Raw genomic sequence first — 12,923 nt, 5'->3', positions numbered from 1 at the left:
CTCGCTCACGAGGTCGATTATCCCCTCGGAACCGCGCGGTCAGGAGCAGCGGATGGTCACATATCCGTCGCTGCCGGTCCGCACGTAGGCGTCGGAGACGAACTGGCCGTTGGCGATGTTGTCCCAGAGGTTGGTGGTGCCGTAGGGGCCACTGATCCGCTCCCCCGGCTTCTGGCAGTTGATCGGGACGCTGGCACCGAGCGGCAGCACCTTCACGAGCCGGTAGTTCGTGCCGGGGCCGCTGCGGACGTTCACGCGGTGCCCGGGCGCGACCGGGTAGCGCTTGGCGGACCGGGCAGCGGACGCGTCCCCTTCGACGTCCGCTTCCGCGTCTGCTTCCGTGCCTGCTTCCGGTGTCGGCTGTGCTTCCGGCGCTTCCGTGTCGATCGCGCCGAGGCTCACGACCGTGTCGAGGCCGGCGCCGGCCGTGGCGGTGTCCGACGGCGCCTCGGCAAGATCATCGATTTCAGGACGTACTTCCTCAAGTGCCATGAAAATATCCCCCGTTGCTGTATGTGCACTGTTCGGGCACTGTACGCCGCGCAGGCTAACAAGCCACACCTGTATCGCACGCACCATCGACTAGGCTCCGTGAGTCGCGCGTGCGCACCACGAACACGGGGGTGGGAGATGCCACCGCTGCGCAGCACCGGGCAGTCGCCGGAAGCGGAGCATCCGGAGTATGCCGGGCAGTACCGCCTCGAGGGATGCCTCGGAACAGGCGGCATGGGGGTGGTACATCTGGCCACATCCGCGTCCGGGCTGCGGCTCGCCGTCAAGGTCATCCATGCCGAGCATGCGTCCGACCCGGAGTTCAGGGCCCGCTTCCGGCAGGAGGTCGCCGCCGCCCGCAAGGTCAGCGGTGCTTTCACCGCGCCCGTCGTGGACGCCGACCCGGAGGCCGAACGGCCGTGGATGGCCACGCTGTTCATCGACGGGCCCACCCTCGCCGAGCGGGTGAAGCGGAACGGTCCGCTGAGCGCCGACGAACTGCGCAGGGCCGGTGCCGGACTCGCAGAGGCGCTGCGCGACATCCATCGCGCCGGCGTGGTGCACCGCGATCTCAAGCCGAGCAATGTGCTGCTCGCGCCCGACGGTCCGAAGGTGATCGACTTCGGGATCTCCCGGCCCTCGGACAGCGATCTGCGGACGGAGACCGGGAAGCTGATCGGGACGCCGCCGTTCATGGCGCCCGAGCAGTTCCAGCGGCCGCGCGAGGTCGGGCCCGCCGCGGACGTGTTCGCGATGGGCGCGGTGCTGGTGCACGCGGCGACCGGACGCGGGCCCTTCGACTCGGACAGCCACTACATCGTCGCGTACCAGGTGGTGCACAACGAACCCGAACTGGCGGGCGTGCCGGCCGATCTCGTACCCCTGTTCCGGCGGTGCCTGGCGAAGGATCCGGCGGACCGGCCGACGCCGTACGAGGTGATGGTCGCGCTGCGGGAGTCCTCGCCCTCCTCGTCGTGCGACACCCAGGCGTACATTCCGGGGCCGCGCACGCCGGATCCCCGCGAGAGCGCACCGCGGGTCGAGGACGGGGTGCCGCAGAGCGCGGACGAACGGCCGGAGGCTCGGCGGCCCGGCCGCAGGCTGCGGTGGGCGGCCGCGGGCCTGGCGGTACTGGTCACGGCCGGGATCGCCGTCGTGAACGCCGTGGCGGACGACGACCCGTCGCCGCCGGTGTCCACCGCGCCCCGCGCGGAGCAGGCGTTCAGGGCCTGGAGTGTGCCGCTGGCCGAGGGCGACGCGGAGAACAAGACCCCGGTGTGCGGTGCCGCCGGCGGCCGTCTGTACTGCGCGGCCCCCGGGATCACGGCCGCCCGTCTCGACCCCGCCGACGGCACGAAGGACTGGTCGCTGCCGGCCGGCGAGACTTCCGCGCAAACCGGCGGGGGGCAGACCGACGAGGGCGTGGCGCCCGTGGCCGCGGGTGGACTGCTGCACGTCGTCGCACCCGGCGGGGACCGTCTCCACGCGCTCGACCCGGCATCCGGTGTGGTGCGGCGGCAGACCGACATCTCGCGGTACTCGACCGTGCGGTACGCCGGTGACGTGGTGCTGCTGGTGACCGACAGCGGGCTGGTGCGGGCCGTCGACGCCGCGACGGGTGCGGAACGCTGGACCCGGAAGCGCGGAGGCGTCGGCACCCAGTGGGTCTCGTCGCCGGGCGTGAAGGGCCCGGCGATGTCCGCGACCCCGTCGGCGGACGGGACGTCCACGCTGGTGGCCGCGGTCGACCCGGCGAGCGGCGACCAGCTGTGGGAGAAGCGGATCAAGGGGTCGCTGACGCCGGTCCAGACCGTGGACGGCGTGCTGTACCTGCTCTCCGCCGACCTCGACGGCTTCACGGACGCGGTCGTACGGGTGGAGGTGGGGCCGGGGGTTGGCGTCGGCGGGGACCGCACGGTCCACCGCGTCCCGCTGGGTGCCCCGGTCGACCAGGCGCAGGCGTCGGTCCACGGCGGCTCGGTGTACGTGAGCGGGTCGGGCGGTTCGCTGCTCGCGGTCGGCGAGAAGGGGGTGCGGTGGCGGCTGGAGACGGCGGTGACGCATCTGTCGCGCCCGGCCGCGGACGCGCGGGGGGTGTACGTCTCGGCCGGGGACGGGCGACTGCTGGCGGTGGACGCGGCACGCGGGGTACTGACCGGTCAGACGAAGCCGCGAATGGACGACGGGCGGTTCACGTACGCGTCCGCCCTGCCGGCGCCGGTCGTGATGGCGGGGCGGGTGTACGCGACGGCGCCGGACGGGTCGGTGTTCGGGGTGAGGGCGGGGGATGCGGGGCGGTGGTGAGGAGCGTGTGGCGTCGTCCGTGTCCTCAAGCGCCGGACGGGCTGGAGTTGCCCGCCCGGCCCTGCGAATCACCGAGGCGGAAGACCGCGTCCCGGACCGCGGGCACGGCGCGGTAGTCGGCAACACCCGCGGAGGGCCACAGACCCGCCGCGGCGGTGCACGGCCTGCGGCCGTGTCCTCAAACGCCGGACAGGCTGGAGTTGCCCGCCCAGCCGAGGCGGAAGCCCTGAACCGTAGAGCGCCGCACGTGGCTGCAATTGCTCGTCCGGGCCCGGCGAATCGCCGAGGCGGAAGACCGCGTCCCGGATCGCAGGCCGCGGTAGTCGGCATCACCCGCGGAGGGCCACAGACCCGCCGCGGCGGTGCACGGCCTGCGGCCGTGTCCTCAAACGCCGGACGGGCTGAAATTGCCCGCCCAGCCGAGGCGGGAGGCCCCGAACCGAAGAGCGCCGCACGCGGCTGGGATTGCTCGCCCGGCACGCGAATCGCCGAGCCGGAGACGGCGGCCCGGGACAGGGTCAGCCCAGGCGCGAGACGTCCCGGACCGCGCCCTTGTCCGCGCTCGTCGCCATCGCCGCGTACGCCCGCAGCGCCGCCGACACCTTCCGTTCGCGCTTCTTCGGCGCGTACGCGCCGGCCAAGGCCTCGCGGCGGGACGACAGTTCCTCGTCCGTGACCAGCAGGTCGATCGTGCGGTTCGGGATGTCGATGCGGATGCGGTCGCCGTCCTCGACGAGCGCGATCGTGCCGCCCGACGCCGCCTCCGGTGAGGCGTGGCCGATCGACAGGCCCGAGGTGCCGCCCGAGAAGCGGCCGTCCGTCACCAGTGCGCAGGCCTTGCCCAGGCCGCGGCCCTTCAGGAACGACGTCGGGTAGAGCATCTCCTGCATACCCGGGCCGCCCTTGGGGCCCTCGTAGCGGATGACGACGACGTCGCCCTCCTTGATCTGCTTGGTGAGGATCTTGTCGACCGCGTCCTCCTGCGACTCGCAGACGACGGCCGGGCCCTCGAAGGTCCAGATCGACTCGTCCACGCCGGCGGTCTTCACGACACAGCCGTCGACGGCGAGATTCCCCTTCAGCACGGCGAGACCGCCGTCCAGGGAGTACGCGTGCTCCAGGTCGCGGATGCAGCCGCCTGCCGCGTCGACGTCCAGCGAATCCCACCGCTCGGACTGCGAGAAGGCCTCCGCGGAACGCTTGCAGCCCGGCGCCGCGTGCCACAGTTCGACCGCTTCCTCGGACGGGGAGCCGCCGCGCACGTCCCAGGTGCCGAGCCATTCCTTGATGCCCGGGGAGTGGACGGTGTGCACGTCCTCGTTGAGCAGGCCCGCCCGGTACAGCTCGCCGAGGATCGCCGGGATGCCGCCGGCGCGGTGCACGTCCTCCATGTAGTACGTGCCGCCGGGCGCGACGTTCGGCGCCACCTTGGCCAGACAGGGCACACGCCGCGAGACATCGTTGATGTCGTCGAGGTCGTAGTCCAGCTCGGCCTCCTGCGCGGCGGCGAGCAGGTGCAGGATCGTGTTGGTCGAGCCGCCCATGGCGATGTCGAGCGCCATGGCGTTGTCGAAGGCCGCGCGGGTGGCGATGTTGCGCGGCAGGACGCTCTCGTCGTCCTCGGAGTAGTACCGCTTGGTGATGTCGACGACCGTGCGGGCGGCGTTCTCGTACAGCGCGCGGCGGGCCGTGTGAGTGGCGAGCACCGAGCCGTTGCCCGGCAGGGAGAGGCCGATCGCCTCGGTCAGGCAGTTCATCGAGTTGGCGGTGAACATGCCGGAACACGAGCCGCAGGTAGGACAGGCGTTCTCCTCGATACGGAGGATGTCCTCGTCCGAGACGTTCTCGTTGACCGCGTCCGAGATCGCGTTGATCAGGTCCAGCTTGCGGACCGTGCCGTCGACGAGCGTCGCCTTGCCGGCCTCCATCGGGCCGCCGGAGACGAAGACGGTGGGGATGTTGAGGCGCAGGGCGGCCATCAGCATGCCCGGAGTGATCTTGTCGCAGTTGGAGATGCAGATCAGCGCGTCGGCGCAGTGCGCCTCGACCATGTACTCCACGCTGTCGGCGATCAGGTCGCGCGAGGGCAGCGAGTAGAGCATGCCGCCGTGGCCCATCGCGATGCCGTCGTCGACCGCGATCGTGTTGAACTCACGCGGCACCGCGCCCGCCGCCAGGATCGCCTCGGAGACGATCCGGCCGACCGGGGCGAGGTGGGTGTGGCCGGGCACGAACTCGGTGAAGGAGTTGGCGACCGCGACGATCGGCTTGCCGATGTCCGCGCTCGCTACGCCCGACGCCCGCATAAGGGCGCGGGCACCCGCCATGTTGCGGCCGTGGGTGACTGTGCGGGACCTCAGCTCGGGCATCGTCGCTCGCTCCTCAATAGGGGTAGGACTCATTCGAGCGTACGCCGCCGATCCAAGATCTGGACACACCGTCCGCTATGCGGGACGCACGGCTCACGCTTCGGTCAGATACCGCTGCAGCGTGGGGGCCACCATCGCCACGATGGTCTCGGGATCGGCCGAGGCCAGGGGCTCCACCTTGATGACGTAGCGCAGGATCGCGATGCCGATCATGTGCGAGGCCGCGAGCTCCGCGCGGAACTTCGGGTCCGGTACGTCGAGCTCCCCGGCGATCTTCTCCAGCAGCCGCCGCAGCAGGAAGCCGCGCAGTACCGTCGCCGCAGCGTCATGGGTGAGCGCGGAGCGGATGATCGCCAGCAGCGGGCCCCGGGTGGCCGGGTTCTCCCACACGCCGATGAAGAAGCGGGCGAGCCGCTCGCCGATGCCGTCGGTGCCCTGTCCCAGGATCACCGGGACGACCAGGCTCGGTTCGAAGGACACCTCGATGGCGGCCGCGAAGACCTCGTCCTTCGTACCGAAGTAATGATGGACCAGGGCCGCGTCCACGTCCGCCGCCCTGGCGATGCCGCGGACGGTCGTCTTGTCGTAGCCGCGTTCCGCGAACTCGGTCCGGGCCGCTTCCAGGATCCGCTCCCGGGCCCCGGGGCCCTCGGCCGCCTCCGTACGGGCCGGGCGGCCGCGGCGCCGGGGCGCCGTCGGGTCCGTCATGAGCCGCGCACTCCCGACGAGGTGGCGGACGCCAGATGCAGCCGGGTGAAGGCGAGGGCCTCCGCGAGGTCGGCCTCGCGTTCGGCCGCGGACATCGCGCGCCGGGTGTTGACCTCGATGACCACATGACCGTCGAAGCCGCCGCGGGCGAGCCGCTCCAGCAGCTCGGCACACGGCTGGTTGCCGCGGCCCGGCACGAGGTGCTCGTCCTTCGCGGACCCCTTGCCGTCGGCGAGGTGCACGTGTCCGAGCCGGTCGCCCATCCGGTCCACCATCGCCATGGTGTCCACGCGGGAGGTGGCGGTGTGCGAGAGGTCGACCGTGAAGTGGCGGTAGTCCTCCTTGGTGACGTCCCAGTCGGGGGCGTACGCGAGCATTTCGCGGTCCCGGTAGCGCCACGGGTACATGTTCTCGACGGCGAAGCGCACATCCGTCTCGTTCGCCATCCGCCAGATACCGCTGACGAAGTCCCGGGCGTACTGCCGCTGCCAGCGGAACGGCGGGTGCACCACGACCGTGGACGCGCCCAGCTTCTCGGCGGCGGCCTGGGCACGCTGGAGCTTCACCCACGGGTCGGTGGACCACACCCGCTGCGTGATCAGCAGACACGGGGCGTGGATCGCGTGGACCGGCACCTGGTGATAGTCGGACAGGCGGCGCAAAGCCTCGATGTCCTGGCTGACGGGATCGGTCCAGACCATGACCTCGACACCGTCGTAGCCCAGGCGCGCGGCGATCTCGAAGGCCGTCGCCGTCGACTCCGGATAGACGGAAGCCGTCGACAGGACAACCTTCGCATCCGGGATGCGCACCACTGGTTCTGCCACGGAGACAGGGTACGGGCCGCCGCTAGGCGGTGGGGAGGTGATCCAGACGGCGCAGGATGACGCCCTCACGCAGCGCCCAGGGACAGATCTCCAGCACCTGCGCGCCGAAAAGCTCCATCGCACCCTCCGCGACCAGGGCTCCCGCCAGCAGCTGAGGGGCGCGGCTCTCGGAGACCCCGGGCAGGGCGCAGCGCTGCTCAGCGGTCATCCCGGCGAGTTTCGGGACCCATTCCTGCAGCGATTTATGACTTAGTTCACGCTGCACGTACAGACCCTCCGCGGAGCGCGCGGCTCCCGCGATACGGGCCAGCTGCCGGAACGTCTTGGACGTCGCCACGATGTGGTCGGGCTTGCCGATGCGGTTGAACTCACCCACCGTACGGGCGATTTCAGCACGCACATGGCGACGCAGCGCTCGAACATCCTCGGGGTCCGGCGGATCTCCCGGCAGCCGGGCCGCGGTCAGCCGGCCCGCGCCGAGCGGCAGCGACACCGTGGCGTCGGGCTCCTCGTCGATCCCGTACGCGATCTCCAGCGATCCCCCGCCGATGTCCAGGACGAGGAGCTTGCCGGCGGACCAGCCGAACCAGCGGCGAGCGGCCAGAAAGGTGAGCCGCGCCTCCTCCTCGCCGGTGAGCACCGTGAGGTCGACGCCCGTCTCGGCCTTGACCCGGGCCAGCACCAGGTCGGCGTTGGTGGCCTCGCGTACGGCGGAGGTAGCGAAACTCAGCACCTGCTCGCAGCCCTGGTCCTCGGCGGCCTGAGCGGCGGCCGCGACGGTGTCGATCAGCCGGTCGACACCCTCGGGGCCGATGGCGCCCGCCTCGTCCAGCAGCTCGGCGAGCCGCAGCTCCGCCTTGTGCGAGTGGGCGGGCAGCGGGCGGGCACCGGGGTGCGCGTCCACCACCAGAAGGTGCACCGTGTTCGAACCGACGTCGAGAACTCCGAGTCTCATGGACTGAACGCTACTGCCGGTGCGCGCATACGCTGGACCTGTGCCAAAGACGAAAAAGGCGAAGCAGGGCAAAGCCCTCCCCCCGAAGAAGATCCAGGGCGACGAGAAGGGTCTGGACTTCGCTCGCGCATGGGTGGAATTCCCTGATCCCGCCGACGACGAGCAGGTGTTCCGCTGTGACCTGACCTGGCTCACCTCCCGCTGGACATGCATCTTCGGCAGCGGCTGCCAGGGCATCCAGGCGGGCCGCGCGGACGACGGCTGCTGCACGCTGGGGGCGCACTTCTCCGACGAGGACGACGAAAAACGGGTCGCGGAGGCTGTCGCGCGGCTCACGCCGGAGCTGTGGGAGTTCCACGACGTGGGGACCGAGACGGGCTGGGTGGAGGTCGACGACGACGGCGAACGCCAGACGCGCCGCTGGAAGGGCTCGTGCATCTTCCAGAACCGCCCGGGGTTCGGGGCGGGGATGGGCTGCTCGCTGCACATCCTGGCGCTGCGGGAGGGCCGGGAGCCGCTGGAGACGAAGCCGGACGTGTGCTGGCAGCTGCCGGTGCGCCGGACGTACGAGTGGATCGAGCGCCCGGACGACACGAAGGTGCTCCAGGTCTCGATCGGCGAGTACGACCGCAGGGGCTGGGGCCCCGGGGGCCACGACCTGCACTGGTGGTGCACGTCGGCGACGTCGGCGCACGGGGCGGGGGATCCGGTGTACGTGACGTACGGGCCGGAGCTGACGGAGCTGATGGGCAAGGAGGCGTACGGGGTCCTGACGGAACTGTGCGAGGCGCGGCTGGCTTCGCAACTGCCGTTGGTGGCACCGCATCCGGCGGATCCGAAGTAGTTGCGGGGGCGGGGTGCTTGGGGGCGCGGGTTCTTGAGCGGGGGCCCGGGTCCGGGGCGGGTCCTTGAGCCTCGGGTCCTTGTGGGGCGTCGGGTCCGGGGGCCCTCCGGGCTCGACTCCTCGGGGTCGGCGGCGTACAGGTCTGTTGTCCAGGTCACCCGGGTCTTGCCGCCGATCCCCTGCGGGGACGACCCTGCACGCCCCCTCCCGGCGGTCGAGCATGTGCCTCGTTGCGGTGCGGGCACACGCGAAGCCGAGCCCGTTCGGGCAGCCGGGGTGGGATGCGGCGCGAAGCTGCCGCTACAAGGGGGTGTGGGGCGCCAGCCCCGCTGAATCCCCCTTCACCCGCACCGAACAGGCGCATTCGACCCTGGCCCTTGTCCGGCGTCGGGTCCGGGGGCCCTCCGGGCTCGACTCCTCGGGGTCGGCGGCCTACAGGCCTGCTGTCTCGGTCACCCGGGTCCTGCCGCCGATCCCCTGCGGGGACGACCCTGCACGCCCCCTGCCAGGGGGTCGAGGACGCGACCGGTGGCGGGCGCAGGCACACGCGAACCCGAGCCTGTTCGGGATGCCCGATGGGATGCGGCGCGAAGCTGCCGCGACAAGGGGGTGTGGGGCGCCAGCCCCGCGTCAACCTTTTCCTTTCAACCGCACTAAGCGACGGCCGGCCACTCGCAGCGCGAAGCTGCCGAGCCGGCGGGGCCGTGGGGCGCAGCCCCACATAGCCCCCTCCTCCACCCTCACCGGACAGGTGTGGTTCACCCCGCTCGGCCGGACCCGGCGTCGCGAAGCCTAAGGGTGTGGGGCGCCAGCCCCACACAACCCCTTCCTTCACCTGCACTGAGCAAGTGCGCCCGGCCCAGGACGGCGCGCAGCAGCCGCAGGCGCAGGGCCTGGGGGCGCAGCACACCAAGACCTTCCCGCCTGCACCGGACAGGTGAGGTCAGCCGAGGCAGCCCGACGCTGCCGCCCGCAGGGCGTGGGGCGCAGCCCCGCACAGGCCGTCCCAGCCGCACCGGACAGGTGCCGTCGCCCCCTCAGGAGCTCGACGGCGGGGAGTCCGACAGGGTCGGGTCCGACGGGGGCGAGGACGGGGGCGTCGGGGTCGGGGACGGGGTTTCCTCCGACGGAGTCGGGGACGGGGGGTCCGACGGTGGTGGGGTCGAGGGCGGCGTCGGCGGGGGCTCCGACGTCGGGGGGTGCGGCGTCGGCGGGTGGGGGCGGCCGTGGCCGCGGACCGAGATCACCGCACCGGACGGGTCCACTCCCACCCGCGCGCTCCACGCCCCCACCGGCTCCCGTGCCCGGTCCACCGTCACGTAGATCGTCACCGATTCGCCCGGGCGCAGCGTGCCCGAGGTGTGGCTCACGTAGAGCCAGCGGGCGTTCGTCCAGGCGGACCAGGTGACGGGTGAGCCGCCCGAGGCGCGGAGGGTGATGCGGGTCGTGTCGCCGGACGGTTCCGCCTCGACCGTGAGGCGGCCCGGGGCCGGCATGCCGGGGCGGGACGGCGGCGGGGGCGTGCCCGCGCTGATGACCTCGACCGAGACGTCCGGCGACGCGGAGGGCGCGGTGAACGGGGACGCCGGTTCGGCCTGGGCGTTGCCCGCGTTCTCGTAGTGGTCGTAGGGGCGGCCCTCCAGGCCCACGTCCTCCGTCGTGTCGCTCGCGGTGACCGAGGCTCCGCCGTGTTCGCCCTCCCCCGTCAGCGGCGCCCCGCGGTACGCCGCCCACAGCGCGAGGACCGGCGCGGCGACGACCGTCGCCACGACGGTGGTGGTCACCGCGCGGGCCCGCAGCCGGTCGCGCCGGGCCGCGTGGTCCTTCGGGTCGAGGGGGAAGCCGCTGGGTCCGAAGCGGGGTGCGGCCGCGCGCGCCCGGGGGACGTGGAGCATCGCGATGTACGCGGCGGCCCGCGGTGCCTCGACCAGGGGCAGCGTGGCCGGGCTGACCGCCGCCCCCGGCCACGGCCCGCCCGCGCCGGCCCGTTCGGCGGCGCGGCGGCAGCGGGGGCAGTCGTCGACGTGCCGGACGAGTTCGGTACGCAGCGCCGCGGAGAGCAGCACCCGGTGGTCGCCGGTGAGGCGGGCGACGGAGGGGCAGTTGCCGCTCTCGACCACCGCGAGCGCCGCGCGGGTGCGCTCGACCTCGCAGGCGGCGGCTGCGAGGAGTTCGCGGGCGGCGGTCGCGTCCGTACCGAGGACCGCGGCGACCTCACGCGCGCCGAGCCCGTGGCGTACGGCGAGTTCGAGCGCCTCGCGCTGTTCGGGTGTGGTGCCGGCCGCCTCCGGCCAGGCCAGCAGGGCCAGTTCGGAGCGGCGGCGCTCCGCGGCCTCCTCGGAGACCCGGGGCCGCTCCTCGGAGACGGCGGTTCTGCCGGTGTGCGCTCCCTGCCGGCTGCGCCGCTGTTCGGCCAGCCGGCGCAGGCACGCCCAGCGCGCCAGTGCGTACAGCCACGCCTTGCGTCCGGGCTCGTCCGCCGGGCTGCGCCCGTACTGCCGTTCCGCCATGGCGAGCACATCACCGAGCAGCGCGGTCGCGGCGTCGTGGTCGCAGAGCACGGAGAGGCAGTAGGTGAACAGGCCGTCGAGGTACGGCTCATAACGCGCGGGCGGCTGTTGCGTGAGGGTGTGCGGCGTGCGCCGGTGCGCCCGTCGTGCGCCGGTGGTGTGGGTGGGTGGTTCCAGCCTGCTGCTCGTCACGCCGTGACCGTAGGCGCAGGAACACACCCACTTCGTACCCCTTGAACACTTTTAATCCTTACGGGTGAACAGTTCGCTCGAAGGGGGACAGGAATCGTTTATTCATCCCGGGACGGACGGGGCGTGTGCCGAGGCGTTCCGCCGCTGTCCGCCAGGCCGTTCGCGCCCGGTGCGCGGCAGCCCTCCGGGGACGGCGGTGACCTCGTTGTCAGTGGCCCCCGCTACGGTTCACCGCATGGCTGCCCGTACGAAATCCGCGAAGGACCGGCCGTCCTACCGCTGCACCGAGTGCGGCTGGACGACCGCCAAGTGGCTCGGCCGCTGCCCCGAATGCCAGGCCTGGGGCACGATCGAGGAGTACGGCGCGCCCGCCGTCCGCACCACCGCCGCCGGCCGCGTCTCCACCGCCGCGCTGCCCATCGGCCAGGTCGACGGACGACAGGCGACGGCCCGCTCCACCGGGGTGGACGAGCTCGACCGGGTGCTCGGCGGCGGGCTGGTGCCCGGCGCTGTCGTGCTGCTCGCCGGTGAGCCGGGCGTCGGCAAGTCCACCCTGCTGCTGGACGTCGCCGCCAAGGCCGCGAGCGACGAGCACCGGACTCTGTATGTGACGGGCGAGGAATCGGCGAGCCAGGTCCGGCTGCGCGCCGACCGCATCGGCGCCCTGCACGACCATCTGTATCTGGCGGCCGAGACCGATCTGTCCGCCGTTCTCGGGCACTTGGACGCGGTCAAGCCGTCGCTGCTGGTCCTCGACTCCGTCCAGACCGTCGCCTCCCCCGAGATCGACGGCGCGCCCGGCGGCATGGCCCAGGTCCGCGAGGTCGCCGGCGCGCTGATCCGCGCGTCCAAGGAGCGCGGGATGTCCACGATCCTGGTGGGCCATGTCACCAAGGACGGCGCGATCGCCGGACCGCGGCTGCTGGAGCACCTCGTCGACGTCGTGCTCTCCTTCGAGGGCGACCGGCACGCGCGGCTGCGTCTCGTACGGGGCGTCAAGAACCGTTACGGAGCGACGGACGAAGTCGGCTGCTTCGAGCTGCACGACGAGGGCATCACCGGACTCGCGGACCCCTCGGGCCTGTTCCTGACCCGCCGGGACGCGCCCGTGCCCGGCACCTGTCTGACGGTCACCCTGGAGGGCCGTCGCCCGCTCGTCGCCGAGGTGCAGGCGCTCACCGTCGACTCGCAGATCCCCTCCCCCCGGCGCACGACCTCGGGTCTGGAGACCTCCCGCGTCTCGATGATGCTCGCCGTCCTGGAGCAGCGCGGCCGGATCACCGCTCTCGGCAAGCGCGACATCTACAGCGCGACGGTCGGCGGTGTGAAGCTCTCGGAGCCCGCGGCGGACCTGGCGATCGCGCTCGCCCTGGCCTCCGCCGCCAGCGACACCCCACTGCCGAAGAACCTGGTCGCGATCGGTGAGGTCGGCCTCGCCGGCGAGGTGAGACGCGTCACGGGCGTGCAGCGCCGGCTCTCCGAGGCCCACCGTCTCGGCTTCACCCACGCCCTGGTCCCGTCCGACCCGGGCAAGGTGCCCGCGGGCATGAAGGTGACGGAAGTGGCCGATGTCGGAGACGCTCTGAGGGTGCTGCCGCGCGGGCGGCAGAGGGGTTCGGAGGGGGCTCCGGTCACGGCACCGCGCAAAGAGCGTGCGGAGGCCCCACGGGACGACGACACGCGCCGGTAGACTTTGCCCTGGTCTCGCCCATCCGTACGAGC

At 72.3% G+C, this 12,923-nt stretch carries 9 protein-coding genes; 3 read left to right on the top strand and 6 right to left on the bottom strand.

The features are described 5' to 3' along the window. Nucleotides 1-39: 39 nt before the first annotated feature. Nucleotides 40-387 carry a hypothetical protein gene (locus tag OHA05_RS20345; protein WP_328863430.1) on the bottom strand — a complete coding sequence of 116 codons (348 nt, stop codon included), beginning with the start codon at nucleotides 385-387 and terminating at the stop codon, nucleotides 40-42. Nucleotides 388-630: 243 nt separating this feature from the next. On the opposite strand from OHA05_RS20345, the gene OHA05_RS20340 reads away from it, so the two are divergent. Continuing rightward, nucleotides 631-2,796, top strand: coding sequence for a protein kinase domain-containing protein (locus tag OHA05_RS20340; protein WP_328861365.1), 2,166 nt, complete (start codon nucleotides 631-633; stop codon nucleotides 2,794-2,796). 518 nt (nucleotides 2,797-3,314) lie between these two features. Here OHA05_RS20340 and ilvD read toward each other — a convergent pair. The 4 genes from ilvD to OHA05_RS20320 form a co-directional block, all read right to left on the bottom strand. After that, a complete protein-coding gene (gene ilvD / locus OHA05_RS20335) occupies nucleotides 3,315-5,165 on the bottom strand; it encodes a dihydroxy-acid dehydratase (RefSeq protein WP_313944910.1) in 1,851 nt (616 codons plus the stop codon). A gap of 93 nt (nucleotides 5,166-5,258) precedes the next feature. Continuing rightward, on the bottom strand, nucleotides 5,259-5,873 hold the full coding sequence (locus OHA05_RS20330) for a TetR/AcrR family transcriptional regulator (protein WP_313944911.1): 615 nt from the start codon (nucleotides 5,871-5,873) through the stop codon (nucleotides 5,259-5,261). Beyond that, entirely contained in the window at nucleotides 5,870-6,700 is an 831-nt protein-coding gene (locus OHA05_RS20325; protein WP_313944912.1) for a sugar phosphate isomerase/epimerase family protein, read from the bottom strand. Before OHA05_RS20325 ends, OHA05_RS20330 begins: the two co-directional genes overlap by 4 nt. A 22-nt stretch (nucleotides 6,701-6,722) precedes the next feature. After that, entirely contained in the window at nucleotides 6,723-7,655 is a 933-nt protein-coding gene (locus tag OHA05_RS20320; protein ID WP_313944913.1) for a Ppx/GppA phosphatase family protein, read from the bottom strand. 40 nt (nucleotides 7,656-7,695) lie between these two features. Here OHA05_RS20320 and OHA05_RS20315 point away from each other — a divergent pair, with 40 nt between their 5' ends. Beyond that, complete coding sequence (locus tag OHA05_RS20315) at nucleotides 7,696-8,499, top strand: hypothetical protein (RefSeq protein WP_328861364.1); 804 nt, start codon at nucleotides 7,696-7,698, stop codon at nucleotides 8,497-8,499. Nucleotides 8,500-9,536: 1,037 nt separating this feature from the next. On the opposite strand, the gene OHA05_RS20310 is transcribed toward OHA05_RS20315, so the two are convergent. After that, complete coding sequence (locus OHA05_RS20310) at nucleotides 9,537-11,201, bottom strand: BACON domain-containing protein (RefSeq protein ID WP_328861363.1); 1,665 nt, start codon at nucleotides 11,199-11,201, stop codon at nucleotides 9,537-9,539. A 235-nt stretch (nucleotides 11,202-11,436) separates the two neighbouring features. Here OHA05_RS20310 and radA point away from each other — a divergent pair, with 235 nt between their 5' ends. Beyond that, nucleotides 11,437-12,891: a DNA repair protein RadA gene (gene radA, locus OHA05_RS20305; protein WP_313944916.1), complete on the top strand. Its 1,455-nt coding sequence runs from the start codon at nucleotides 11,437-11,439 to the stop codon at nucleotides 12,889-12,891. Nucleotides 12,892-12,923: the final 32 nt, after the last annotated feature.

Source organism: Streptomyces sp. NBC_00306 (genome assembly GCF_036169555.1).
GTDB classification, from domain to species: domain Bacteria; phylum Actinomycetota; class Actinomycetes; order Streptomycetales; family Streptomycetaceae; genus Streptomyces; species Streptomyces achmelvichensis.
The sequence above is the reverse complement of the archived record's forward strand: the minus strand, read 5'-3'. Positions and strand labels throughout refer to the sequence as shown.

Bases quoted from the DNA above. Each gene is read 5' to 3' on its own strand.
- OHA05_RS20340 (WP_328861365.1), top strand. From the start codon at position 631: ATGCCACCGCTGCGCAGCACCGGGCAGTCGCCGGAAGCGGAGCATCCG.
- ilvD (WP_313944910.1), bottom strand. From the start codon at position 5,165: ATGCCCGAGCTGAGGTCCCGCACAGTCACCCACGGCCGCAACATGGCG.
- OHA05_RS20330 (WP_313944911.1), bottom strand. From the start codon at position 5,873: ATGACGGACCCGACGGCGCCCCGGCGCCGCGGCCGCCCGGCCCGTACG.
- OHA05_RS20320 (WP_313944913.1), bottom strand. From the start codon at position 7,655: ATGAGACTCGGAGTTCTCGACGTCGGTTCGAACACGGTGCACCTTCTG.
- radA (WP_313944916.1), top strand. From the start codon at position 11,437: ATGGCTGCCCGTACGAAATCCGCGAAGGACCGGCCGTCCTACCGCTGC.